The following is a 25,552-nucleotide window of genomic DNA, read 5'->3' as shown; positions in this document are numbered from 1 at the left end:
GTGTGAGAGTTTCCCTTTGCTCATACGCACTTGCGGCCGTTGCGCCAGTTGTTTGCTGCGGCGGTGCTCGTTTGTGGGTATTGATTCCAGCCTACAATTCGGCTTGTGAGAAGTGAAAGCTAATCCCGAGCGACGGCCCGCCATAAATAAATAATCTGAAAATGGACCCACTACCATTTCCGCTTAAGAAAAATCCACTTTGAACGATGCCGGAAAGGGATACGGCTACCGTGGCTTTGCTCTCCAGCCACTAATCCTCATACCCCATCCCCGCCAGCACACCGCGCATATAAGCAAAGCTCTTGATCATCCCCGGCAGCGGATCATCCTCGTGGATCTCATATTCGAGATCCACAAACCCCTTGTACCCCATCGAATGCAGCGCCGCGAAGATCTCGCGCACCGGCATCTTGCCGTCGCCCACCGCAACCTGGCTTTCCTTCACCGCCATATCGGCCAGATCCTTCATGTGCACATCAAAGACCCGCGACCCGCCCTTGCGAATCGCCTCGACAGGGTCCGTGCCAGTCCGCGCCGTGTGCCCTACGTCGATGCACAGGCCGATGCGCCGGTCCATCGGCTGAATCACCTTGAGAATGTCCAGCGGCGAAGGCCATTGCTTGTCCTCCGGCCCATGATTGTGAATCGCCAGACGAATGTCATACTGCTTGACGAACTCCTCCACCACCGGCAGCGACTCCCGCGTCGGACTGCCCGCAATCAGCGACAAACCCGCCCGTGTCACATACTGAAACTTCTTCTCGATGTCCGCCCGATCCGTCGTCGGAAAATAGATCACACCCGCCGCAGTCAGCTCAATGCCCGCAGCCTTGTAAGCCGCCACAGCCGCGCCCGTCGCCTCCGGCGTAGTCATCGGCAGATGGTCGTTCACGTCCTTGCAGTTCAGCCAGGGCGTGTTCAACTGCTTCATGAAATCGATCACATGCGCCCGGTCAAACTTGTGAAACGAGTAACTCGCAACGCCAAGCCTGATCTGCGGACGTTTGCCGTCCTCCGCGGCCATTGCCGGTTCGCCTAATCCAGACTCACTCAATCCACGCGAAGAAAGTGCGCCCGCAGCGGCTGCTGCCATGGCCCCCGCCCGAAGGAAACTTCTGCGACTCGTTGCAGACATCATGGCCGCGATACTATCCTTGCTTCGCTGGCACTGTCCAGTCACAGGCCATTCACGAAAAGCCTGTCTCTTTAAGCAAGAAGTTGACTTCGTATAATCGCTAGCCCTAACCTTCCCTGACCATTTCAGGCCCCAGGAGCCACGATGTCCGATCTTTCCCGCCGCACTTTTCTAAAAGCAACCGGCGCAACCGCCGTTGCAAGCTCTTTGCCCATCTCCGTAATCGCTGCCCAATTCAAATCAAGCTTCCGCGTAGCCATAATCAGCGACGAAATCTCCGACGACTTCGACCACGCCTGCTCTGTCATCGCCAACGACTTCGGCCTCGAATGGGTAGAACTGCGCTCCATGTGGGGCAAAAACATCTCCAAGCTCGACGACGCCGACATCGCCAAAGCCAACGCCATCCTCGACAAATACAAGCTCCGCGTCACCGACATCGCCAGCCCGCTCTTCAAAACCGACTGGCCCGGCGCGCCGCGCTCTCCCTACAGCCCCAAAAACGACAACTTCGGCGCCAGCTTCGGCTTCAAAGAGCAGGACGAAGTCCTGGAAAAGTGCATCAGCCTCGCCAAGCAGTTCAAGACCGCCATCATTCGCTGCTTCGATTTCTGGCGTCTCGACAATCCCGCCCCCTATCGCGAAGCCATCAACGCCAAGCTGCGCGAAGCCGCCGAAATCGTTGGCAAACAAAACCTTCTCCTCGTCCTCGAAAACGAATACGAGTGCAATACCGCCACAGCCCGCGAATCCGTAAAGACCCTCGCCGCAGTGCAGACCCCGCACCTCAAACTCAACTGGGACCCAGGCAACGCCGTAGCCCGTGGCGAAACAGACGCCTTCCCCGCAGGCTGGAATCTACTGCCCAAAGACCGCATCGGCCACTGCCACGTCAAATGCGCCGTCCTCAAGCCCGGCACCAAAAACGGCTTCGAATGGGCCGCAGTAGGCCAGGGATTGCCCGACTGGGTAGCCCAGTTCCACGCACTCAAGCAGACCGGCTATCGCGGCGCGGTAAGCCTCGAAACCCACTGGCGCGGCGCCGGAACACCCGAAGCCTCCACTCGCATCAGTTGGGCAGGCATGAAGGAAGCACTCGAAAAATCGAACGCATAAGCCCAGCGCTGGGTGCCCCATTCTTTTTGTGTACTTTGCGAAAAGGGTGGGATACCACTATGCTGAATGCTTCGTAAGGCGAGGCCCAATGTATCAGCCGGAATCGTACGCCATAGCCCTGGCCTTCATGATCGTGACGATGCTGTGCTGGGGCTCATGGGCCAACACCCTCAAGCTCACACCTGGCTATCGCTTCCAGCTTTTCTACTGGGACTACGTCCTCGGTCTCTTCGTCGGCGCTATCGCCTGGGGCCTCACGCTCGGCAGCATGGGCACGGCAGGCCTGCCGTTTCTGGCGGACATCGCCCACGCCAGCCCAAACAGCATCCTCTGGGCCGTCCTCGGCGGGGCAGACTTTAACATCGCCAACCTGCTCCTCGTCTCAGCAATCGATATCGCCGGTCTCGCCGTGGCCTTCCCCATCGGCATCGGCATCGCCCTCGTCGTGGGAGCAGTATCAAGCTATCTCCTCACCCCCAAGGGCAATCCGCTGATGCTCTTCGCCGGAGTCGCGCTCGTTGCAGCAGCCATCGTCTGTGATGCCGCCGCCTACCGCGCCCGCGAAGCGACGAAACAAGCGCCCAGCCTGCGCGGCATCCTGCTAAGCCTCGTTGCTGGCCTGCTCATGGGCACCTTCTACCCCTTCGTCTCTCGCGCCATGACAGGGGAAGGCGCGCCCGGGCCCTACGCCATCTCATTCCTCTTCGTCGTCGGAGTAGCCCTCTGCGCCATTCCCTTCAATTACCTGCTCATGCGCAAGCCGCTCGACGGCAAAGCCCCGGTCTCCATGGCGGCCTACGCACAGGCCAAACCCTCCTGGCATCTCTGGGGCATCGTCGGCGGAGCCATCTGGTGCACCGGCGCGACCCTTAACTTTGTCGCTTCCCGTACCGGAGTAGTTGGCCCCGCAGTCTCCTACTCCATAGGCCAGGGCGCTACCATGGTGACAGCGGCCTGGGGCGTCTTCGCGTGGCGGGAGTTCGCCACCGCACCAGGCAAAGCAAAGCAACTGCTCTTCTGGATGTTTGTCTTGTTCCTCCTTGGTCTGACGCTGGTAGCCCTGGCGCCACTTTATTAAGCAGGCCTGAACGCGAGCCCAATCATCGCAGGAGGATTCATCCATCCCATGGCAGAAAAGAAACCAATCGTCGTCGTCGGCAGCATCAATATGGACCTAGTCGTCACTGCCGCGCACATCCCCGCGGCCGGCGAAACCATCCTCGGCACCGACTTCCAGAACCATCCCGGCGGAAAAGGAGCCAATCAGGCCGTCGCCGCCGCTCGCCTCGGAGTGCCCTCCGGCCTTCAGGTTCAGATGATCGGCCAAGTCGGCTCCGACGACATCGGCAAGCAGCTCCGCGACGGCCTCAACAAGGCAGGAGTAGACACCAGCTCAGTCGGCACCGCGCCCGGATCGTCAGGCGTCGCTCTCATCACCGTCTCCGCCACCGGCGAAAACAGCATCGTCGTCATCCCCGGCGCCAACACCCAGGTCACCCCGGCCTTCCTCGATCAGCATTCCGAAAAGATCCGCAAAGCCGGCCTCGTCCTGGCTCAGTTGGAAATTCCGCTCGAAACCGTAGTCCATCTCGCCACGCTTTGCACCAACGCCGGCGTCCCGCTCATCCTCGATCCCGCACCCGCCCGCGAACTGCCCGAAGAGCTCTTCCGTCAAGTCGCCTGGTTCACACCCAACGAAACCGAAACCGCGTTTTATATCGGCGAAACCGAGAAAAACCTCGCCATTTCCGCCCAGGAGCTGCAAGCCAAAGGCATAAAGGGCGTTGTCCTCAAGCTCGGCTCAAAGGGCGCATTTCTCGCCGATCCCTCCGGCAGCGAAATGCGCATCCAGCCCTTCCACGTGCAAGCCGTGGACTCAACCGCAGCAGGCGACGCTTTCAACGGAGCCTTCGCCGCAGCCATCACGATGGGCCAGTCCCGCCTCGAAGCCGCCATGTTCGCATCCGCCGCCGCCGCCATCTCCGTAACCCGCAAAGGCGCCCAATCCTCCATGGCGACGTTACAGGAAGTCCACCAGATGCTGGGCGACGCATAGAACTCGCCAGCAGTCCATTAAAAATCTCGGAGAGAGCCGGGGGCTTCAGCCCCCGGAAGAAAAGCTCCAATGCATAGGGCCTTGTCATCGTGACCGAAGCACGTTCGTGATGATCTGTGCTTCAAGGTGTGCCCGGAGAAGGCAGGACGCCGAGTTGGCCCATCAGGCCGAGGGTATCCATGAGGATGCGGGTGTCCTTGATACGGCCATCCTCCAGGCGGTCAATGACAATCCCCCAGACGCGAACAAAACGTCCTGTTGCGGGAATGCCGAGAAATTCACCACGGTGCGTACCGGTCCATTCGAAGCGGCTGGCGACTTTATCGTGTTCTGTGATTTGTTCCAGGATGGAGAAGACCAGGTCGGGAAAGCCGGCGCGCATGGCGCGAAGGATGTCTTTGAGACCCTCGAGTCCGGGACCTTGCCCAGGCAGTGGAACCTGCTCAATCACGTCTTCCCAGACATATTGCGCTGCGGCTTCGATGTTCCCTTGTGTGATCACTTCATCCGCAAAGCTCCGGACGATCGTGGCATTGTCCCGCGTCATTCTCTTCTCCTTTGGATTCTCAGCTCAAGAGTATAGCCGCGTGCCGTCCTGACGGGTGCCCAATCCTTTTCGCATACTCCGCGAAAAGGGTTGGAACCACAAAAACTTGCAGCGCGGTATCCGCCTTACCGAAACAAATGAGGCACAAACTGGCTGGTATTCGTCGTCACCAACCCATCCGACTCGCGAATCCCCATCCCCGCGGGCTCTCCATCCACCAACCAGCTTCCGAGGACAGCCGTCTTGCCATCCCCCTGCGCCATCGAAGCCATCGCCTGATACACAAATTTCCCCGATGCAGCCTTGGCATCCAGCGCGTTCGCCGCCACAGCACCCTCATCTTCCGCCCAGTTGCGAAAGACCGTGATTCCCGCTCCCTCGCGCCCAAACAGCGGCTTTCGAAGATAGTTCTGCATATTGCGCGGACCATCCAGGTACGCCGGAAGCAGCAACTCATGGTTCGGATTCAGCTCCCACAGAATCGCCAGCAGCGCCTTATTCGACCACATCATCTTCCACACCGGCTCTATCCACGGCACCTTCCCCGGAACCGGTTTCTGCTGCCTTGCGTTCATCGTCGCCAGCGCGTGCTCGCCAAAAGCATCCTCCAGCAACCATTCCCACGGATACAGCTTGAAAATCGTCCCAATTGGATGCCGCCCCGGCGCCACGAATCTCTCCTGAGCACTTTCCCATCCGACCTCGCGCATCGCCAGCGCCGCCGTCCTCAGCCCTGCCTGTTGCGCCGTATCGCGCAGGTAAGCAATCGTCATCGAGTCTTCTTCGCTGCCATCGTGGCCGAAGAACACAGGCTCGGAGACATACGGCCCCAGATCCTTCCACTTCGCCACCAGCTTCTCATGCAGAGAATTGAACTGGTCATCCTTCGGAAATCGCTCTTCCAGCCAATACCACTGTGCGACCGCAGCTTCCACCAGCGCGGTCGGCGTGTCGGCGTTGTATTCGAGCAGCTTGATATTGCGTCCGTCATAGGCCAGATCGAGCCGTCCATACAGCGCCGGAGGCTCACTCTGCCATGTCTCCCGGATCAGCCCGGCAACCCTGGCCGGAATCCCCATCCTGCCCAGCCAGTCGCGCTCAAGAATCACATCTCCCGCAGCCAGCGTTAACCGCTGAATCTCAGCCGTAGCCGCCTCAAGCCTGTCGATCTCGGCCGAAGAAAACTCCCAATAAGCCGACTCATCCCAATACGGAGTGCCGTCCTCTAGCGAGTGGTAAGTTAATCCCACCTGCTCCACGCACTTTCGCCAATTACGTCGCGGTTCAATCCTGTGCCGCCGCATTATTCGCCGCCATCCCCGCCGCCGTGGCCAAATCCGCCAAAGCTTACGCCCGATTCACTCGCGCCTACAACCATATCTCCAACATGGCCGCCACTCGAGCCGCCATAGACGAAATGAGCACCCGAGCCGTGTTTCTCGTCGCAATACGAATCCGGCATAAGATGATTCTGCGCATCCACGCACCGGCGCGGCCCATTGTGACAGCCAACCGAAGCCAGCGCTGCAGCGGCCAGCAAAGTAAGAGGAACATCCCTGGATTTTCGCATCGGAGCTCGTAAGCCATCCTGCCAGAATTTCACCTGAATCACAACGCAACTCCCTTTCTGAAAAGTTCCCGGGAACAATGAACTGATCATGGATTGACCATTGATATATTCAAGATCGAGAGTCACAACAGAGGGGAACCATGACAGCGCGAGAGCAACTCACAGAAAAGATCCTTGCAGCAAAACGGCGGCTTAAGCTCAAGTGGTCCACCATTGCTCCCGCCCTCGGCAGCGGTTCAGCAGTTATGTACACGGCCGCCCTGCTCGGCCAGTTCCCACTCACCGCCGAAGAAGCCCAGAAAGCAGCCGCCGTCCTCGATCTGGACGACGCCGACGCAGCGCTCCTCACCGAACCTCCAATGCGCGGAGCAGGCTCCGTCATGCCGCCCACCGATCCGCTCATCTATCGCTTTTACGAACTCGTCCAGAACTACGGCACAACGTGGAAAGCCCTAATCGAAGAGGAATTCGGCGACGGCATCATGAGCGCCATCGACTTCAACATGTCCATCGCCCGCGAACCCGACCCCAAAGGCGACCGCGTCAAAATCGAGATGAGCGGCAAATTCCTGCCTTACAAGTGCTATTAAGAGTTATTCGATTTAAGTCTCAGCAAGAACTCGGGTGCCCCATCCTTTGTGCGTAGTTTGCACAAAGGGTGGGAGACCACAAAACCAACAGGCGCTAACTTGAGAACTACGTCCGGTTTGCCGGTGATACGCCCAAAACTACTCCAGTGCCTCGATAATTCCTTCCGACATGCCGACAAGGCGGGAGTAATCCGAGGTATGGACCAACTTCTGAGTGAACGACCACTCGCCAAAAGTGTCTTGGGCGTCCCTCCGAGTGAGCCAAAAACGCTGTACCGGGAGCTCCCACTATCGCGTCGTCAAGCGACTGAGAATCAAAGATGATAGATTGACACCACGGATGGCTGTGCAGCGCAAAGCCGGCATCTTCATCTCATATGCTCGCAAGGACGGCGCGGACTTGGCTCAGCGCCTCCAGCGGGACCTCCAGGCGGAAGGCTTCGACGCCTGGCTAGACAAGCAGCGCCTCGCGGGTGGCGCTTCATGGACGACCGAAATCGAGCGCGCCATCGACAAATCCCACGTGGTCCTGGCCTTGGTGACCCCGGGATGTAATGCCTCTGAGATTTGCCGCGCAGAGCAGCTCCGCTCACTTCGCAAGGGGAAACGGGTTATTCCCCTGCTTGCCCGCTTGGGCAGCGATATTCCACTGTATCTCGAAGCAAAACAGTACCGCGACTTCAGCGGTGCAAACTCCTATGCCGCACAGTTCAAGCTCCTGCTCGAAGACGTTCGCGGAGGTGCGAGCGTGGTTCTGCGACTGGAGTATCGTGTCACTCGCTCCACGGTCCCGCCGCTTCCGCCGAACTTCGTCGCGCGCCCTGAGGAGGTGACGAAGATGCGCCAACTCCTTACAGGCGAAGGCCCAGAGATGCGAATCGTCGGCATACATGGGATGGGAGGCCTTGGCAAGACCGTACTTGCCCAAGAAATCTGTCATGACCGTGTAATTCAAGATGCGTTTCCCGACGGGATCATTTGGCTGGGGATCAACGAGGCCAATCTCCTGGAGCAAGTGCGAGAAGCTGGGAGGGCTCTTGGTGATCGGGAATCAGCTTACGAGACTCTGGCTTCGGGCTCAAGCCGGTTGCGCAACTTGCTGGAACAAAAAGCGACGCTCCTGGTGTTGGATGATGTTGTGGAAGCCAAACAGCTTGAAACTTTCCGGACTGGCGAGTGGAGCGCTCCCCGTGTTCGAATCCTATTTACGACGCGAGACCGGTCCGTCGGCCTCCAGTGGGCAGCTAAGGTGCTCTCTTTGGAATGTTTAACAGAGGGGCAGTCGGTAGAACTCTTGAAGAGGTGGGCAGGACGAGAGGACCCGGCGTTCGGGCTCGTTGCAAAGCGCGTCGCATACCTTCCGCTGGCCCTCAAGATCGCCGGAGCTGTTCTTTCGCAGGACGTTTCGGGAATGGACTGGCTTGCCGAAGTACAGCGGGTGTCCGAGATAAGGTTAGATCGCTACTCGAAAGATCCTCAGACCAATCTGAAGATCTGTTTCGATGTGAGCCTGGACCGGCTCCCGAGAGAGGATCAAACATTGTACTACACCCTCGGCGTTTTTGCCAAAGGTAGTCGAATACCCTTCCGCTTGGTGATGCAGTTGTGGCGGAGCCTCGATGTGAGGCTGACCGAAAATCGATGCAAGGACGTCGGGAGAGCGTTCGCGTCCCGCGCGCTCATCGAGATAAACGAAGATCGGTTGAGCCGACACGACTTGCTGGATGACTATGCCGTCGAGAGGTTGGAAGCTGCGCCGGAACTGTTCCCCGCTTTGGCAGATAGCTTGGTCCACGCACTCAAAGAGGACGATGACTGGATCGTCCGTATTTTGGCCGCCCAAGCCCTCGGTTTCATAAAGGACCGTTCTGCTCTTCTCGGTCTCCTGCGAGCCGCGACCAATGACGATGACATAGATGTTCGGCTCGCGGCACTGCGCGCGCTTGCACCCCTTCGCGATCCACGGGCGATCCGTGGGCTGATTGAAGTGCTTCAAGAATGCAACTTTGAGACAACTCTCGAAGCCGCAAACGCTCTTGCTTTGATAGGAGAGCCGGCGGTCGTACCGCTTCTCGGCACCCTTCACACAATGCGTCTCGTCGGATTGTGCGATGCCATACGCGCTCTGGAATGGATCGGCGATCCACGGGCGCTGCCAGCATTGGAGGCTCTCTGTGACAACAAGGATGTCATCGAACGGGTTGTCACGAGCGAGGGCATCATCCACGTGAATATGGCGGCGCAAGCGTGCGAAAGGATCAGGCAGAAACTTCAACAGTAGGAAGATGCATTCAGGCAAATCACTCATCGAGAATTGTTTCCGTGAAGAATTCAAGATAGGTACCGAGAAACGCGCATGTGTCCAAGAATGAGTCAGAGGGACAACTTTTTAGCTCGTCCTGCCTACGCTAACGCTGACGACCACAACACCTGCGTCGACCGCCAGCCCTCAAGCCCAGAATGACCTAGAATAGGTCACTTATGGAGCCAGTCACCCACTTCCTCACCGGAGCCTGCATCGGACGCGCCGGGCTCAACCGCCGCACTGCCTACGCCACCCTCGCAGCCACCCTCGCTGCCGAAGCGCCCGATATGGACGTCCTCTGGCCCTACAGCGGGCCCGTCGCCGGCCTCGAACACCATCGCGGCATCACTCATACCTTCGTCGCGGCCCCTGTCATGGCGCTCGCCATCACCGGCTTCGTCTGGTTCATTGACTGGCTCCTGAATCGCATCTTCCAGTCTCGTAGCAGAAACCTCAGAGAACGTCAGCCCATCCGCTGGCTATGGGTCTACGCAGCAGCCTTCATTGCGGATCTCAGTCACCTGCTCCTCGACTGGACCAACAACTACGGCCTGCGCCCATTCTTTCCCTTCAACCCCCGCTGGTACTCCGGCGATCTCGTCTTCATCGCCGAGCCGGTGCTCTGGGCGCTTCTTCTCGCAGCCCTCATCGTCCCGGCAATTCTCGGCCTCGCCGATCGCGAAGTAGGCGCACGCCGCACCCGTTTTCGCGGACGTGGCTGGGCCATCGCCGCACTCTCCGGCATGGTCATCCTCTGGTGTTGGCGCTGGGCCGAGCACGCCGCCGCCCGCAACCTCGTCGAAGCAGCCCAGGTCACGCCAACCCCTATCCGCCGCATCGCCCTCGAACCCTACCCCATCAACCCCTGGCGCTGGCACGCCCTGCTCGAAACCGAGACCACCTGGCAAACCGCGGAAGTCGACACCCGCTCCGGCCAGGTCGTCAGCGACTCCCGCGTCGACTCGCTCTTCAAGCCGCAGGACACCCCCGCCATCGAAGCCGCCAAACGCACCCGCCTCGGTCAGGTCTATCTCGACTGGTCCCAGTGGCCGGTCGTCCGCGACCTCGGCCGGAGATCCGTCTCCGGTCATCCGGCTCCCGATCTCCCGCCATCCCGCGCCTGGACCACCGTCGACTTCAGCGACCTCCGCTTTGCATACTCCTGGCGAAACACCAGCATGATCGGCGCCTCCAACGATCGGCTCGACGAGATCCTCGGCCAATCCCCACTCTCCGGCTGGGTCTACATCGTAGACGGCAAAGAAGACGCCGGCCAGTTTCTCGGTGGCCAGGAACAAAAATGATCAAGACAAGTCTCCCAACAGCACAAATGCGTATTCCTCCAGTCGGAGGGAGCAGGGGCCTTCAGGCCCTTGAAGATGGGGGCGATAAGAAATGGGCTTTAGCCCTGGGCCGTTATCCAGCACCTCGTCCCTCATACTTGCTGCGTAGGATTACTTGCCATGATGAAAATGATGAAAATGACTAAGGGCAGGAAATCGGAGCGCAGTTTTAACGCCAATTCAGCATAATTTCATCCCGTCAACAGCTTTCAGTTGACCCATCCCCAAATGCTCCTCAGAATGAATAGAGCGTTCCGGCTTTTCTGAAGCCCATCCAATCAACCAGTTCAATCAATTTTCCTGAGGTATTCATGCCCGCATATCTGCTGTTGCTTGCCGCTCTTCTGAGCCGCGTCATTCCCCACGCCGGATGGTACGGATTCACCGCCGTCGGTGGCTCGCTGCTCTACTTCGGCGCGCGCCGCAACTGGCGTGAAATCTTCTTGCCCGTCGCCGCATTCGCCGGAGTCGACTACTACCTCACCACGCACGTCTACGGCTACGACTTCATCTGGCAGTCCTACCTCGTCACCTGGGCCTGGAACGCCGCCGCCATCGTGCTGGGCAGCATCCTGCTCGCCCGCCACGTCTCCGTCCTGCGAGTAGCCTCCGCAGCGATCATCGGCCCCACGTCCTTCTTCCTCGCATCGAACTACGCCGTCTGGGCTGGAGCGCACAACCCAGGCGGCATGTACGCGCCCACATTCACTGGCCTGCTCACCTGTCTCGCCGCCGGACTGCCCTTCTACGGCCGCGATCTTCTCTCCACCGGCCTGATTCTCACCCTCGCCTTTGGAGTTCCTGTCGCCGTCCGCCGCTACCTCGCAAGCCGCGAAACCGCCCCCAGCCGCCAAATCCTCTAGCATCCAGCCGGGTTCTGTCGACGCAAAGAACCCGGCTATCAAGCCGCAATTCCCGTTCCGCGCTCCAATTTGCGATACTTGTTTGTCATGCCAATCGCCGACCTGCAACAATCCGCCAAACAAATCGCGAACTTCCTCAATTCGGTCATCCACTTAGGCGGATTGCGCCTGAAATACCGCATCAGCGCCAGCGCCCCGCCAGAGAGCGCCGAAACCGGCGGCGCACAGGTCCTCAACGTAGAGCTCGCCGGCCCCGACGCTCCGTTGCTCACCCAGCGCGGCGGCGAACTCCTCCGCTCCCTCGAGCACATCGCGATCCAGATCCTCCGCCTCGACGTCCGCGAACACGACCTCGTCAGCTTCGACGCGCTCAACTTCAAAGCCCTCCGCGCTCAGGAGATTCAGCTCTCCGCCGAAACCGCCGCCGAACGCGTTCGCCAATCAGGCCAGCCTTTCAGCTTCCCGCCGTCCAACTCCCGCGAACGCCGCATGCTCCATCTCGCTTTCAAGAACATGGAAGATGTCGAATCCGCCTCCGTCGGCGAAGGCCAGGAGCGCTACCTCGTCGTCTACCCCAAGGGCAAGACCCACCTGCCCGCGCCCATCCCCACCATGCCCAGCCGCTCCGGCTATGGCAGCGACCGCGGAAACCGCAACGACCGAGGTCGCGGCGACCGTCCCAGGCGCGACAGCGGCTACCGGCGCTGACGCCGGAATTCGCGCAAGCCTACTTCTATATTGTGGTTGGAACTTCCAAAGTCTCGGAGATGCGAGCCAGCAGCTCTGTCGGATGAAGAGGCTTCTGGAGAGTCGTAAAGTCGTGCCCCGCTTCATGGGCCTGCGCAAGCAAACCCGCTGTCGTGGCCTGTCCGGAAAACAAAAGCACCCTGCATTCCGGAACTGCCTTCCTCACCGCAATTGCCAGTTCGATACCATTCATCCCCGGCATCGCAACGTCAGTCAGCAGTAGATCAGGGCGATTCGCAAGCGCAATTTCAAGCGCGTTAAATCCCTGATAAGCAGCCAGAGCTGCAAAGCCGCTTCGTCCAAGAATCGCCGCAAGCGTGTCGGCAATCACACGCTCATCGTCCACGACCAGAACAATAGGCTTCGGTCGATCAACCCGAGCCGTGATGCCTTTCGAAGCCAGCTCAGCCAGTGGAACGGTTTCGAAATTCATTACTTTGGACATATAGTTCACCTTGCTTCGAGCCTAGCAGCGAATCCAAAATACGGGTTAACTCTTTAAAAATCTTTTAGTTGTACGTAAACGCCAGCTCCTCGCCAAAAAATCTTGATGAACTTTCCACGGGCATGTTATGTTTGTATCACGTTAGCATCACGTTTACGCGCCGATTGCGTGAGAGGAGACGCTATGGCAACCAACCAAGACCCAAAACGGACCCCAATGATGTTTGAATCCATGTTGCAAGCCGACGTCCCAAAAGGCCGCGATGGCAAGCACAAACAAATCGTCGAACTGCTGCTGAACGACATCGCCCAGTTAGAGCACGGCTCAGCACTCAAGGTTCCTCTCTCGGCCCTGCCCGACTCAAAAGAGAACATCCGTTCTGCCCTGAGCCGTGCAACCCGTTCAAGAGGGATCGAAATCGTAACTTCGAGCGACGAAGATTATCTCTACGTCTGGAAACCCGAAAGCAATCTCACATAGGACAAATTCCCAGGGCAACCGTCATCTGCGGGCCATGGTATGCAACAATACCGCCCATGCGCCCGCTCTCAGCCCTCCTTCTGCTTCTCTGCCTGATCCCGTCCGCCTCGGCTCAAAACCACTCAGTCGCACCCCGCAAAATGGTCCTCATCGACCAGGACGGCTCCGGTCCTGGCGGCTCCAACCAGATGGCCATGATGACCCTGCTCCAGTCCCCGCAGGTCCAGGTCCTCGGCATCACCATGGTCACCGGCAACGCCTGGCGCGACGAAGAAACCCAGCACACCCTCCGCATGTTGGAACTCATCGGCCGCACCGACGTCCCCGTCGCCATGGGAGCCATCTACCCGCTCGTCCGCAACCAGCAGGAGACAAGCCTCGAAGCCCCGCTCGTCGGCAACGTCGACTGGCTAGGCGCCTGGGGCGGAGGCCCAACCAACCTCGTCCAATCAGCCGACAACTCCATCCACGGCGAAAAGCCCCATGCCTCCGTCATCTATCAGAAAACCCACGGTCCCTACGAAATCCCGCCCATGCCCGAAGGCGCGCCCCACACCCACGCCATCGAAGAAGACGCCGTCCACTTCCTCATCCGTCAGGTCCACGCTCACCCGCATCAGGTCACCATCTACGCCGCCGGCCCGCTCACCAACATCGCCCTGGCCCTCAGCATCGACCCCGAATTCGCCCCGCTCACCCAGGGCATCATCCTCATGGGCGGCAGCCTCAACCCCCAGACCACCGACCCCGAATACGCCGAGAACCCACGCCACGAATTCAACTTCTGGTTCGACCCCGAAGCAGCGCACATCACCCTGCGCGCCCACTGGCCCCGCATCGACGTAACCACGGTCGACATCTCCATCAAAGCCCTCTTCACCCCGGCCATGATCGACGCCATCAGCAAGTCGTCCAATCCCGCGGCTCAGTACATCGCCAAATACTCCCAGGAGCGCTACTACATGTGGGACGAGATCACCGCCGCAGCCTGGCTCGACCCCACCCTCATCACCCACGAAAAATACGTTTACATGGACGTAGACATCAACCACGGCCCCAACTACGGAAACACCCTCACGTGGACCGACGACTTCCGCCCGCAGACAGACCTGCAACACGTCCATGCCCAGCTCGACCTCGACCTGCCCAGATTTCAAAAGATGTTCATCGAGTTAATGACCGCGCCGCCCCAAAAGCCATAACTGCCGCTCATAACTCTAGTCATGCGCTCGATCTGTCTTATAAACAAACCACGGAATGAGTCAGTTCAAAGCGGGTTGAAGGGGAGAATTGAAGGGTACGGGCCTCAATGTCCGCGTGAGAACTCATTTCGGCATAATACTTGGGTATGCGAATCGGAGGGAGCAGCAGCCTTTAGGCTGCTGAATTTAGCGCAAAACATGGGAGTGGCTTTAGCCACGGGCCGTTTCGCATCGATCTTTATGTCCTTTATGTCTCTGGCCCGAGTTCTCACGCACACACTTTAGCCCCTGAGGGTTGGCTTTTCTTCAAACTGCCATTGTCGCAAACCAATATCCGATAGCCATGCCACACCATCGCCCGATAGACTGCAATTTCAAGGAGCAAACGTGAAAAAACTTCTCTTGGCTGTTCTCGCAACAGCTCTGGCGGCAATCACCCTGTCCACCCCCGCCCACGCGCAAGACAACCAAGCCAGCCAGGCCAAGCAAGATAACCAGGCCAAGCCGGACAAACAGGATAAGCAGGATCAGCGAATCAACGGCAAATGGCACTTCGTATTCGACACTCAGGGCGGCGACCGCGAATTTGACGCCGAGTTCTCAGTCGACGCCGAAGGCAACATCACCGGCACCTGGAATAACAAACCCGCCACCGGTACCTACAAGAACGGTCATCTGCAAATGGCCTTCGACACATACTCCGAAGAAGCCAACGAAACCGCGACACTGAAGTTAGACGGCCAGCTCGATGACTCCGAAGCCATCACCGGCAACTGGTCCTTCTCGTCCTACGATGGCACCTTCAAAGCCACCCACCCCAAGCCCTGAAATAACCCCGGCCACGCTCGATGAAAACCCCACTGTTTTGAAAGGGCGTGGCTGGCAGGTCTGGGTTTTAACCCAGACAGTATCCACGCCATACGGTCATACAAATCAATACGTCTTTAGCCGCCGAGAGAATGTTCCTAAGCCCGGCCAAGCGCCAAAGGCGCGCCGCTATCCCAGCCCAGGGCATCGCCTGGGACAGGATCCCCGTCAACCAACAAGAGGGCTGAAAGCCCGACCTATCCCCAACCTACATCGCACCACCGTCCGGGTGCCCCATTCTTGACGCGCACTTTGCGTCAAGGGTGGGAAACCACAAAAGCTAGCCCTGTTCCTGCAGTTGCCGTTGCTTTTCTGTCGATCATTCCCGGAAGGAATCCGCAGGTTCCAACCAGCTTGAAAAAGTCCGCACCCAGCTAGAGCTCGACCTATCTAAATTTGATAAGTCGTTTGTAGAATTGATGACTTCGCCAGCGACGGTTCATACTGAAGCCATCCATTGACTATTGGGATTCCATCCGCATTCATTCGTGTAGCAACTTGCAACAGTAGAGTTAGTCTGGACTTATCAATTAGAGGAGACTTAAATGACGCCAGAAGAATCATTAGCGAATTTCAAGGATCGAACTCGATTACGCGACCGCTACGCAAAACAACTGGCACGGTTGCAACGGAAAGAGATTGCTACAGCGTGCATTGAAGAAACTGTAGAAGAAGCGTCCGCAAATTTGGAAACTGCGAAGGAGCGTTCGCTGGTCATCTACGGTGATCCACAAAGCGGCAAAACAGAGATGATGATTTGCCTTACCGGCAGGCTCCTAGATTCTGGACACCGCACGATCATCCATCTGATGAACGACAGCGTTGACCTTCTCAATCAGAATCTTCGCCGCTTCAAGGAAGCCGGGCTCGCCCCCGCTGCAAAAAGCTCCTTCGAACTCGCCGCATCGGCAAAGGTTCCACTCTCCCAAGAAATGGTCGTTCTGTGCAAGAAGAATGCCACTGATTTGGGAAAACTTATCGAGTCGTTAGAAGGGCGTGACTCAGTCGTTGTTATCGACGATGAAGCGGATTACGCGACGCCGAATTCAAAGGTCAATAAGAACAAGAAAACTAAGATTAACGCACTGGTTGAGCAGGTGATCGGAGCAAATGGGTTTTACATCGGCGTTACCGCAACTCCGGCAAGGCTAGATCTCAATAACACACTGCGCAACGAAACTGAGAAGTGGGTCAGATTTCGCGCTCATCCGGCATATACCGGACCGGATGTCTTCTTTTCGGTCAGTTCTCCGGTTGATTATCGCCTGCGGCATGTCTCAAATCAGTCCAGCCAGAGCGAAGCATTTTCAGCCCTAATCAGATTCGCAATCACGGTTGGTTACCTAAACTCACACGTTAATGGCGCCGAAGAGTACTACACCCTGTTGATGCACACGAGCGGGAACAAAAGCGATCACGCAATCGACAGATCTACGGTGCAGGGCTTCTTCGACATCCTCATGGACGACGAAAACAGCGAATTCAACAGCCTGGTAGAGCAAATTCGCACCACAGCTCCGACGCTCTATCCAAGGGCGAATGTTCGGACAATCATCGAATACGTTATCGAAAACGCATCGCGGGCCTCTATCGTGGTCCTAAACAGCGAGCGAGACCGAAAGTTACTTGGCGACAGAGCAAGCGAGCCGACCGTCCCCTTCACAGTAATTATCGGTGGCAACATCGTGTCACGCGGAGTCACATTTCCTAATCTTCTTTCGATGTTTTTCACTCGTAACGTTCGAGGAAAACTCCAGCAGGATACCTATATCCAACGGGCGCGCATGTTCGGAGCCCGTGGAAGGTATCTTGAACACTTTGAACTCACAATCCCAGCCCAGTTATATCAAGACTGGCATCGCTGCTTCGTGTACCACAGGCTGTCTCTTGAAACCATATTGGCTAAGCTTGGTTCTCCCGTTTGGATTGGAGACAGCCGAATTTCTCAGGTTTCAAACGCTAGCATAGACCGCGCAACAGTTTCAACAAGCAGCGGCGAAATGGGCTTTGGCCTCTTTGATTTTTCGACAGAAATGGATACCGTGGTGAAAGGGGCGCCCGAAGAGATCACAACCCTTGAGAGCCTTCACAACCTCGTCGGACAAGGGGGACTTCCTTCGTTTCTGATCAAATTTATCGCAGGCACAGCAAGGGGAAGCTCGGGAGAACTTGCAATTCATGAGTCCTCGTCGATTGCGGGTTCGTCGGACGCTATCCAAGAGACGATTTCACGTGCAAAAGGATTTCTTGGCCAGTCTCAATTGGAGCCTAGGCGCTTCCCAAATGCTCAACACCATGTAAAAATCTTCCACAATAACGCGGGAAAGGCTCGCCTTTTCTACAAGTACACAGGATCTGTGAACTTCCTTAAGAATTCACGTTGAAACATATGAATCTTAAAACGATACATCCTTTTCCGGCGCGGATGGCCCCCGAACTCGTGTTCGGCGTATTACAGACACTCCGCCCCGGTTCCGTAATTTTGGATTCGATGGCCGGTTCAGGAACGGTCCTGCGGGTAGCCGCAGAGTCAGGCCATGAGGCAATTGGCTTCGATGTTGATCCACTAGCCGTACTGATGTCGAAGGTGTGGACTACACCAGTCGACGACTCAAAAATCGAAGGTGCCGCAGAAGGCCTCATTCTCAAGGCAAAGCAAAAGAAGAGTCCGATATTGCCTTGGATCGACTCGTCTGAAGAAACAACACAATATGTGAATTTCTGGTTCGAGCCCAAACAGGCGACCCAACTGAGGAGGATTGCCAGCGCACTTAAAGAGATGAGGGGACCCATGGCGGATGTCCTCCGCGTCGCATTGAGCAGAACGATCGTTACGAAGGAGCGTGGAGCGTCCGTTGCCAGGGATACTTCTCACAGCCGACCTCACAGGGTGTTTTTTGGGAACGATTTCGACGTATACGGCGGCCTATTAAGGTCCGCCCAACTTCTGGCAAATCGTCTTGGTTCGCGGTCTCTCAAAGGAAAGGTGACAGTGTGCCGAGGAGACTCGCGAAAAATATCGCGAATCGCCTCCCACTCCGTCGATGCAGTCGTCACGTCTCCACCATACCTAAACGCCATCGATTATCTGAGAGGCCATAGACTCTCTCTGGTGTGGCTTGGATATAGCGTAGAAAGTCTTCGTGATATTCGGTCAGGTAGCATCGGAACCGAACGCTCCGCTCCGGGCCAGCGCGATGGCATAATGACCAACACGCTATTGAGGGACGCCGGAACAACGGAGCAACTCACTCAGAAGGAAGCTGGAATGGTTGAGAGATATGCTGGAGACGTATACCAATTCATGAAACAGCTCCGGCACTCTATCAAAGAAGACGGTCAAGTTTTGCTCGTAGTAGGCGACTCGTGCCTGAGAGGAATCTCAATCTCCAACGCCAATATCAACGTTGCGGCTGCGCGACTGGCTGAATTTAAGCTCGTTTCGCAATTCAACAGACCGCTGCCGATGGCGAAGCGATACCTTCCAGTCCCGTCAGCGAATTTAAAAAACAGCCTGTCAAAGCGCATGCGCTATGAAACTATTTTGAAGCTTGTACCGCAATAACCTGGGAAAGGCCGGGAGGCCTAGGTTCGAACAAATAAGAAATGCGGATGCCCCAGGTCTCGCCTTTGAAACCTGGGCTTCTCAAAGCCTGAGAAGCGTGCAAAGAAGACCATCGCGTGCAGGCATTGATTCACTATCGTGAAGGAATCCGTAGGTGCGATCAGCCTGAATCTGTTCCGGCGAATTCGTCGGCCAGGGGATCAGAAGGCGCTCACAAGGAATCAGCCGACAAAGCCAAGGGAGAAACAGCATGCCTGAGCAGTCAACGGAATACCGGCCCCTTCCACCCGACGATCTCAGCCGCAACCTGGCCTTGGGCCGCCTCGGTGAGGGAAAGCTGCCACACATAGGCCTGGTCGGCGACACCTACACCATCACCGTCTCCGAAGAGGACACCAACGGCCGCTACAGCGTCATCGATATGCACGTCCCTCCCGGCGGCGGACCCGGCCTGCACCGCCATAACTACGACGAGACATTCATTGTCCTAGAAGGCGAAATCGAAGTAACCTTCCGCGGCACAAAAACCACCGCCCGCGCAGGCGACACAGCCACCATTCCATCCAACGCCCCGCACAAGTTCCACAACGCCGCCTCCGAGCCGGGCCGCCTGATCTGCATCTGTTCCCCCGCCGGAATCGAGAAGTTCTTCCTCGAAGTCGGAGTACCCGTCGCCAGCCGAACCACACCCCCGCCAGCTCTCGACAAAGACCAGATGGCCAAATTCATAAAGAAAGCCCTGGCGCTGGCCCCCAAATACCAAACCGAAATCCTGATAGAAAGTTAGCGGATCGTCCGTACGCCGGGTGTTTCACAAAACGCGAAACACCAAAATCCCCATTCGCTGTAACAAGGCACAAAAGCTCAAAATTCTCCGCAACGCGAACTCTCTGAAATCACGCCACTTCCAACAAACCCAAATCAGCCCGTCGCAATTCAGCAATCAATGTTCCACGTGGAACAATTGTGGAACACTGCAAACCCGCTCAATTCCCCTCAGTCAGCGGCACAACATCCCGCGCCGCCACGGCAATATATAACCCCGAAGCAAAGATCAGCGCCCCACCCATCACCACAAAAACCCCCGGCTTGTTATGCCAGATCAGATACGAAAGCAGCGTCCCGGTAATGAGCTGCGTGTAGTGATACTGCGAAACATTCGCCGCCGAAGTATGCTTCACCGCGATGTAAAAACACAGCGTCCCCAGTGCGCAAAACAGCCCCATCGCAAACAATCCCAACAGCAGCCGCGCCGTCAAAGGCTCGCGATGGATCAGCAGCATCAGCGCAAACCCCGCCGCCGCCGTTACCACCCCCGAAAAGAAAGTCAGGCTTTCCGGATGCTCCGTGCGCGTCAAAACCCGCGACCAGACCATATTCACCGAAAAGCAAGCGACGCAAACCATGCAAGCCGCAAAGCCGATCCAATCGCCCTCGCGCGCACTTCCAAACGGATTCACTGCGACCACAACTCCAGCAAATCCTATAACAATCGCTAGTCCTTTTCGCAAAGGCAGTCCTTCGCGCAGAAAGACCGCCGATAGAAGCGCAATCACCATCGGCGCGGTAAATACCAGGATGTAGAACAAAGTCAGCGTCAGATGCCGCAGGGCGATCACGACGCAGACGTTATTCCCCATATCCAGGCAGGCGCGGGTCAGTTGACGGTCGAGACGCTTCGGTTGTAAGACGTGTATCTGTTTTCGCGAAATTGCGTACAGACTGAGAAAGATCGCCATGGACAGGCCCAGAAACGCCACCATTTCATACGGCGGCAGCCCCGACTGGCCCACCAGCTTGATGCAAGTGTCGGCCAAGACCCAGAATGTAAAGCCGGCCAATGCGAAACCGATTGCTCCCAAGTCGGAAACGGCAGGGTCGGAAAGACCAGTCTTTGTTGACTTCATTTCACTCCAGAATTGCAGTTCCGGTCCCGTTTTCCGGCGAACTTTGCGTATATCCTGATCTCGCCACTCTGGAAGCCCACTCCCGACGCGAGGAACAACACTATGTCTAATTCTCTCAGGCTCTCCGCTGCAGCCCACGTTGCGTTTGTTCCGATCAGCGACAAGGACAAAGCCCTCGCCTTCTATCGCGACCAGCTTGGCCTCGCGTTCATTGAAGATCAAAGCCCATTTGCGCTCATCTTCGATCTCGACGGCACTACGTTCCGGGTTACGTTCGCAGGCGAGTTCAAACCCCAGCCCTTTACTATCCTTGGCTGGCAGGTTTCCGATATTGCAGCGACCGTTGGCGAACTCACGGATGCTGGAGTGACCTTTAACCGATATCCCGGCATGAATGACAGCCACCCGCTAGCCATCTGGACGGCACCGGGAGGTACGCAGGTGGCCTGGTTCAACGATCCGTTTGGCAATGTGCTCAGCCTTCAGCAGAACCCCGGTAATTGAGTTCGACCTATATTCGCCTCATGATCGGGACGAACCCTGGCCCGGCGTTATAAACTTGCCGCGCTCTAAAACCAGAAAAGAAAGGGTATGTTTAGTGACCACCAATATCTCTGAACTCACCGAAATTACCAACAAAACCAATGACACTTTCTACATGTATGTGTGGGACAACGCTCACGAGGGAACTTACAAACCCTACGACGAATCGAGCGACTGGTATTATCCCAACGAAGGAAAATGGCTGACGATTGGCCCGAAGGCACATCTTCGCGCCGACGACTGTGGCATTCCTGATGGAGGCAAGTCGGCAGGTCACGAACGCGCTCGCGTAATCTTCAAGAAACTCGGCAATGAGAAGAGGCTTCAGGGCGACCCTGGGCGCGGCCTTCGCGTCAACCGCGTGGGTAATGGGGATGGTACGGATTCCCTTGAATTCCGGAATCACGCAACTGGCGAAACCCTCTACTCTTTCAAGGTTCCAACCGACATGCATCAAAGCCTGCTGCTGCTTTTCGGCGGACCGGAGGAAGGTGTGCAATTCCGCCAGAAAGATATCGCCACATCCGGAGAGGCCAAGCTCAAGCAGGCTGGTGAGGTGATGGAGAAGATTCTCGATCTCGCCGTTAACCTGGCGAAGATCGTAGCCGAGTCCGTGTAGCGTTTGATAATTAGCATTCAGCCGGGACGTGGGATTTCCACGTTTCGGCTGACGGGTATGTGAAATTCCGATCTGTGCGTGTAAGTGTTTGTTTTTGTGTAGTTTACATGCGATAAAGAGTAGATGACCTGCATTTTCCGATACTCTGAGCAGGATTTGCACATCGGGGCGAGACGCGCTCAGGTTCTATTCTGAAACCTGTCCGTGTCCGACTTCGCACAAACCGTTAAACAGCAGGCTGACATTGTCAAAGTGATCGGCGGATATATCCGCCTGCGCCAGGCCGGGGCGCAAAGGTTTACGGGGCTTTGCCCATTTCACAAGGAAAAATCGCCTTCTTTTTCGGTGAATGCCGCGCGGCAGTATTTCTACTGCTTTGGATGTCACGAATCTGGTGACGTTTTTAGCTTTGTCGGCAAGATCGAGAACCAGAGCTTTCCGGAATCTGTGCGCACAGTGGCTCAGAAGTGCGGGATTCCGCTGCCGAAACGCGAGTACAACAGTCCGGAAGAGGCTGCGGAAGCCAGCCAACGGCGCAAGCTGCTCGACCTGCACGAGACTGCGGCGGCGTGGTTCCAGGAGCAACTGCAATCGCCGGAGGGCGCGCTGGCTCGCGAATATCTGGCAGGCCGTGGGGTTGCGCCGGAGGCGATCAAACTCTTCCGGCTGGGATATGCGCCGGATAACTTCAACGGGCTGCGAGACCGGCTGTCCCCAATGGCCGACGCGGAAACGCTGCGAGCCTCGGGATTATTCAGTTGGAAGGAGCAGGGCGATGGGACGGGCGCTGCGCAGCCGGGAAGGCTCTACGATCGCTTCCGCAAGCGGGTGATGTTCCCGATCTGCAATGAATCGGGCAAGGTCATCGCGTTCACGGCGCGAACGCTCGATACGGGCGACAAGGCTGGGCCGAAGTATATCAACTCGCCGGAAACGCCGCTCTATTCCAAGGGGCAGGTGCTGTTTAACCTCGACAAGGCTAAGGCTCAGATCCGGGCGATGGAGTTTGCGCTGCTGGTGGAGGGCCAGATGGACTGCATCTCGGTCTTTATGCGCGGCATTCAGAATGTGATTGCAACTTCAGGGACTGCTTTTACCGAGCAGCAGGTCGGACTGCTGCGACGCCAGACGGGTAATGTGGTGGTGAACTTCGATCCGGACGCAGCCGGGGCGAATGCGGCGGAGAAATCTATCTCGCTGCTCACGGAAGAGGGATTCACGATCAAGGTGGTGACCCTGGACGGCGGTCTGGACCCGGACCGCTTCATCCGCGAGCGAGGCGTGGAGGCGTACGTTGCAGCGATTCGCGGGGCGCGCCGCCAGTCGGATTATCTGATCGATCGGGCGCGGCAGAATTTTCCCGGCGCAAGCTCCGATGCGAAGATCAAGGCGATGAACTACCTGATGCCGCACATCCGGCGGATTCCGCAGAAGCTGGAGCGGGACCAGTTTGCGCATGACGCGGCGCAGAAGCTCGGGATCGACTCGGCTGTCTTGCGGGAGGAGATTCGACAGGCTGCGCTGAAGCGGCAGGATCATATCGAAGCTCGTGCGGAGAGCCAGTCCGGGGCCGGGCTGATGGCCTTTGAGAAGTTTTTCATCGAGGCGGCGTGCAACGACCAGAAGTCGCCGGAGGAGTACGAGGAGCTGCACGCGAACCTGCGCGATTTCGACGAAAAGATGCAGGTTGCGGCGCGGGCGGACTGGCAGCAGCAGGTGCTGCAGAATCTACCTGCCGGGCTGTTTGAGCAGCTTGTGGTGCGACGCCAGAATCAGGATATTGAGGCTACGGGAGCGACGGAGGAGCAGCGGGTGCTGCTGCGCAAGGTCTTTCTGGAGCCTGGAGAGCATATCCGCACGCACGAGCAGGATCTAGAGATCGTGAAGGATCTGGAGATTCAGGCGCTGAAATGGACGATCGGCCAGAAGCGGGCGGTTGTGGATATGGCCACTGATCGTAACTCGATGGAGAACATTCGTATCTCGCAGGAGATTCTGCAACTAGAGCGGAAGCTGCGGGAACTGGAGTGTATGTAGCGAACGCGATTACTTAGCCGACCTATGGCTGAGATGAGTAATATGCAGTTCGTCTTCATGGCGCCGAATACAATTAATCCCCCTACACTGGACTTCACTATGTGGCTAGTCCTTACAGCGTTTGGCCTCATGCAGCCGTGTACGAGGACTTCTAAGATGATGGCCGAAGTGAAGCCCGTTTCCGGGGATTGATTCGTTGATTTGGCAGGGAATCCTGTTTAGCCTTTCAGAACCTCTCAGCTTCGCGAGCCGTATATTAGATCGGGAGAAATGCCACGTTGAAAACGCGAATCCAAACTGTCGTTCTTGCATTATTTATATGCTCTGGTTCCGTATTCGCGCTTTCACAAACATCCTCATTCCAATTCCGGCAAAAGCCCGGACCGTATCCGGTAGGGTTGAGGGTCGTCGATCAGTACGATCGCTCACGTACCTATCCCGCTTCCCCAAAGGCTCCATCAAAGCCCGCTGCGGGCGAGGACGCCCGTCCCCTGCAGACACTGATCTGGTATCCATCGTTGAAAAGCACGGGAGAACCGATGACGGTTGGCGACTATAGCCAACTGGCGGACACGGAGATCCATTTCAAAGCGCCAGATGAGAAAGAGAATCGGTGGCGTTCGTTGCTGAAGACGTCCTTCGACACTCCGCTTTGGGCGGTGCGAGAGGCGAAGCCGGCAGATGGGCGTTATCCCATTCTTATCTATGCTCCCGGCGACTCTTCCGTTTCGTGGGAGAATGCAGATCTGTGCGAGTATCTTGCCAGTCATGGCTACGTCGTTCTTGCAAGCCCGTCTATAGGGGTGTCGACGCGCGACATGACGGATGATCTGGACGGGATCAATGCACAGGCCCGCGACATCTCTTTTCTCATTACGTATGCCAGGTCGCTTCCCGACACCGAGTTATCTGCAGTTGCCGTGGTGAGTTGGAGCTGGGGAGGAATCTCGAGCCTGTTTGCCTCAGCACGAGACCCTCGCATCGATGCCCTGGTGGAGATGGACGGCAGTATGCGCTATTACCCCGGGCTCGTGAAAGGAACCGGAGACGTTCATCCAGAGCGGATGACCATACCGCTTCTTTGCTTCACTCGAAATGTGAGTCTTGAAGATTTGGAAAATGATGACATTCCTCCCGCAGACAAAGTTGGTCCAAACGTCCTCAACGCCTGGATACATGGTGATCTCCTCGCCGTGAATATGCTGGGCATGGCACACCCCGAATTCAGTTCCATGTTCCAGCGGAGGGAGAGTGCACAACGCTTTGCGGAGAATCAGGTAGCCGACTACGGACGCGAGGACGCCAACACGAGTTACGCCTGGGTTGCGCTCTATACTCTGAACTTTCTGGATGCTTACCTGAAGCACGACGATTCTGCGAAGGGGCTTCTGGAAAAGACCCCCGCTGAAAATGGCGTTCCGAATCACTTTATGGGCATCAAGTTTCGTCCTGCGCAGAAATCATCTGGCGTGAGCGGCAGGTAATCTCCCAATCAGAGCTGAGAGTTCCGAGAGGATCGCTGTCTGACCGGAGGCTGCGGTGTCACCATCCAAGTCACACGGATACATTCAGGCGGCGAGATCGAGGTGTGCCGGGTGACGGTGTGGGCTGTATC

General features: G+C 57.1%; 24 protein-coding genes. 18 read left to right on the top strand and 6 right to left on the bottom strand.

Annotation, left to right across the window (positions count from 1 at the left end; all coding sequences use genetic code 11):
- Nucleotides 1–250: 250 nt before the first annotated feature.
- Nucleotides 251–1,135: a sugar phosphate isomerase/epimerase family protein gene (locus tag OHL23_RS04260; protein WP_317891669.1), complete on the bottom strand. Its 885-nt coding sequence runs from the start codon at nucleotides 1,133–1,135 to the stop codon at nucleotides 251–253.
- Between the two features lie 144 nt (nucleotides 1,136–1,279).
- Here OHL23_RS04260 and OHL23_RS04255 point away from each other — a divergent pair, with 144 nt between their 5' ends.
- The 3 genes from OHL23_RS04255 (at nucleotide 1,280) to rbsK (ending at nucleotide 4,307) form a co-directional block, all read left to right on the top strand.
- Nucleotides 1,280–2,251, top strand: coding sequence for a TIM barrel protein (locus OHL23_RS04255; RefSeq protein ID WP_263350527.1), 972 nt, complete (start codon nucleotides 1,280–1,282; stop codon nucleotides 2,249–2,251).
- A gap of 88 nt (nucleotides 2,252–2,339) precedes the next feature.
- Complete coding sequence (locus OHL23_RS04250; protein ID WP_263350526.1) at nucleotides 2,340–3,329, top strand: GRP family sugar transporter; 990 nt, start codon at nucleotides 2,340–2,342, stop codon at nucleotides 3,327–3,329.
- A 48-nt stretch (nucleotides 3,330–3,377) separates the two neighbouring features.
- A complete protein-coding gene (rbsK, locus tag OHL23_RS04245) occupies nucleotides 3,378–4,307 on the top strand; it encodes a ribokinase (RefSeq protein ID WP_263350525.1) in 930 nt (309 codons plus the stop codon).
- Between the two features lie 121 nt (nucleotides 4,308–4,428).
- Here rbsK and OHL23_RS04240 read toward each other — a convergent pair whose 3' ends face one another.
- The 3 genes from OHL23_RS04240 to OHL23_RS04230 all read right to left on the bottom strand — a co-directional run bounded on the left by OHL23_RS04240 (nucleotide 4,429) and on the right by OHL23_RS04230 (nucleotide 6,424).
- Complete coding sequence (locus OHL23_RS04240; RefSeq protein ID WP_263350524.1) at nucleotides 4,429–4,854, bottom strand: ester cyclase; 426 nt, start codon at nucleotides 4,852–4,854, stop codon at nucleotides 4,429–4,431.
- 125 nt (nucleotides 4,855–4,979) lie between these two features.
- A complete protein-coding gene (locus OHL23_RS04235; protein ID WP_263350523.1) occupies nucleotides 4,980–6,158 on the bottom strand; it encodes a glutathionylspermidine synthase family protein in 1,179 nt (392 codons plus the stop codon).
- Nucleotides 6,158–6,424 (bottom strand): hypothetical protein, encoded by a 267-nt coding sequence (locus OHL23_RS04230; RefSeq protein ID WP_263350522.1) that lies wholly within the window; start codon nucleotides 6,422–6,424, stop codon nucleotides 6,158–6,160. The genes OHL23_RS04235 and OHL23_RS04230 overlap by 1 nt, the downstream gene beginning before the upstream one ends.
- A 140-nt stretch (nucleotides 6,425–6,564) precedes the next feature.
- Here OHL23_RS04230 and cynS point away from each other — a divergent pair, with 140 nt between their 5' ends.
- The 5 genes from cynS (at nucleotide 6,565) to OHL23_RS04205 (ending at nucleotide 12,233) form a co-directional block, all read left to right on the top strand.
- Complete coding sequence (cynS, locus tag OHL23_RS04225; RefSeq protein ID WP_263350521.1) at nucleotides 6,565–7,014, top strand: cyanase; 450 nt, start codon at nucleotides 6,565–6,567, stop codon at nucleotides 7,012–7,014.
- Nucleotides 7,015–7,342: 328 nt separating this feature from the next.
- A complete protein-coding gene (locus tag OHL23_RS04220; RefSeq protein WP_263350520.1) occupies nucleotides 7,343–9,295 on the top strand; it encodes an NB-ARC domain-containing protein in 1,953 nt (650 codons plus the stop codon).
- A gap of 200 nt (nucleotides 9,296–9,495) precedes the next feature.
- The gene (locus tag OHL23_RS04215) at nucleotides 9,496–10,623 is read left to right on the top strand and encodes a metal-dependent hydrolase (RefSeq protein WP_263350519.1); all 1,128 of its coding nucleotides are present in this window, start codon (nucleotides 9,496–9,498) and stop codon (nucleotides 10,621–10,623) included.
- A 350-nt stretch (nucleotides 10,624–10,973) separates the two neighbouring features.
- The gene (locus OHL23_RS04210) at nucleotides 10,974–11,525 is read left to right on the top strand and encodes a DUF6580 family putative transport protein (protein WP_263350518.1); all 552 of its coding nucleotides are present in this window, start codon (nucleotides 10,974–10,976) and stop codon (nucleotides 11,523–11,525) included.
- An 87-nt stretch (nucleotides 11,526–11,612) separates the two neighbouring features.
- Nucleotides 11,613–12,233 (top strand): Jag family protein, encoded by a 621-nt coding sequence (locus tag OHL23_RS04205; protein WP_263350517.1) that lies wholly within the window; start codon nucleotides 11,613–11,615, stop codon nucleotides 12,231–12,233.
- A 25-nt stretch (nucleotides 12,234–12,258) separates the two neighbouring features.
- Here OHL23_RS04205 and OHL23_RS04200 read toward each other — a convergent pair whose 3' ends face one another.
- The gene (locus OHL23_RS04200; protein ID WP_263350516.1) at nucleotides 12,259–12,717 is read right to left on the bottom strand and encodes a response regulator; all 459 of its coding nucleotides are present in this window, start codon (nucleotides 12,715–12,717) and stop codon (nucleotides 12,259–12,261) included.
- Nucleotides 12,718–12,900: 183 nt separating this feature from the next.
- On the opposite strand from OHL23_RS04200, the gene OHL23_RS04195 reads away from it, so the two are divergent.
- From OHL23_RS04195 to OHL23_RS04170, 6 genes are all read left to right on the top strand, one after another.
- Nucleotides 12,901–13,197 (top strand): hypothetical protein, encoded by a 297-nt coding sequence (locus OHL23_RS04195; RefSeq protein ID WP_263350515.1) that lies wholly within the window; start codon nucleotides 12,901–12,903, stop codon nucleotides 13,195–13,197.
- A gap of 56 nt (nucleotides 13,198–13,253) precedes the next feature.
- Nucleotides 13,254–14,399 carry a nucleoside hydrolase gene (locus OHL23_RS04190; RefSeq protein WP_263350514.1) on the top strand — a complete coding sequence of 382 codons (1,146 nt, stop codon included), beginning with the start codon at nucleotides 13,254–13,256 and terminating at the stop codon, nucleotides 14,397–14,399.
- A 387-nt stretch (nucleotides 14,400–14,786) separates the two neighbouring features.
- Nucleotides 14,787–15,227: a hypothetical protein gene (locus tag OHL23_RS04185; RefSeq protein ID WP_263350513.1), complete on the top strand. Its 441-nt coding sequence runs from the start codon at nucleotides 14,787–14,789 to the stop codon at nucleotides 15,225–15,227.
- Between the two features lie 584 nt (nucleotides 15,228–15,811).
- Nucleotides 15,812–17,650 (top strand): Z1 domain-containing protein, encoded by a 1,839-nt coding sequence (locus OHL23_RS04180; protein ID WP_263350512.1) that lies wholly within the window; start codon nucleotides 15,812–15,814, stop codon nucleotides 17,648–17,650.
- A gap of 41 nt (nucleotides 17,651–17,691) precedes the next feature.
- Nucleotides 17,692–18,831 (top strand): hypothetical protein, encoded by a 1,140-nt coding sequence (locus OHL23_RS04175; RefSeq protein ID WP_396127262.1) that lies wholly within the window; start codon nucleotides 17,692–17,694, stop codon nucleotides 18,829–18,831.
- Nucleotides 18,832–19,081: 250 nt separating this feature from the next.
- Nucleotides 19,082–19,618, top strand: a complete 537-nt coding sequence (locus OHL23_RS04170) for a cupin domain-containing protein (RefSeq protein ID WP_263350510.1) — start codon at nucleotides 19,082–19,084, stop codon at nucleotides 19,616–19,618.
- Nucleotides 19,619–19,817: 199 nt separating this feature from the next.
- On the opposite strand, the gene OHL23_RS04165 is transcribed toward OHL23_RS04170, so the two are convergent.
- The gene (locus OHL23_RS04165) at nucleotides 19,818–20,738 is read right to left on the bottom strand and encodes a DMT family transporter (RefSeq protein WP_263350509.1); all 921 of its coding nucleotides are present in this window, start codon (nucleotides 20,736–20,738) and stop codon (nucleotides 19,818–19,820) included.
- Nucleotides 20,739–20,840: 102 nt separating this feature from the next.
- On the opposite strand from OHL23_RS04165, the gene OHL23_RS04160 reads away from it, so the two are divergent.
- The 4 genes from OHL23_RS04160 to OHL23_RS04145 all read left to right on the top strand — a co-directional run bounded on the left by OHL23_RS04160 (nucleotide 20,841) and on the right by OHL23_RS04145 (nucleotide 25,421).
- Nucleotides 20,841–21,242, top strand: a complete 402-nt coding sequence (locus OHL23_RS04160) for a VOC family protein (RefSeq protein WP_263350508.1) — start codon at nucleotides 20,841–20,843, stop codon at nucleotides 21,240–21,242.
- Nucleotides 21,243–21,336: 94 nt separating this feature from the next.
- Nucleotides 21,337–21,900, top strand: a complete 564-nt coding sequence (locus OHL23_RS04155; RefSeq protein ID WP_263350507.1) for a hypothetical protein — start codon at nucleotides 21,337–21,339, stop codon at nucleotides 21,898–21,900.
- Between the two features lie 204 nt (nucleotides 21,901–22,104).
- Entirely contained in the window at nucleotides 22,105–23,937 is a 1,833-nt protein-coding gene (dnaG, locus tag OHL23_RS04150; protein ID WP_263350506.1) for a DNA primase, read from the top strand.
- A gap of 539 nt (nucleotides 23,938–24,476) precedes the next feature.
- The gene (locus tag OHL23_RS04145) at nucleotides 24,477–25,421 is read left to right on the top strand and encodes a dienelactone hydrolase family protein (RefSeq protein ID WP_263350505.1); all 945 of its coding nucleotides are present in this window, start codon (nucleotides 24,477–24,479) and stop codon (nucleotides 25,419–25,421) included.
- Nucleotides 25,422–25,552: the final 131 nt, after the last annotated feature.

Origin of the sequence: Acidicapsa acidisoli, from assembly GCF_025685625.1 — a bacterium.
Classification (GTDB): Bacteria; Acidobacteriota; Terriglobia; order Terriglobales; family Acidobacteriaceae; genus Acidicapsa; species Acidicapsa acidisoli.
The sequence above is the reverse complement of the archived record's forward strand: the minus strand, read 5'-3'. Positions and strand labels throughout refer to the sequence as shown.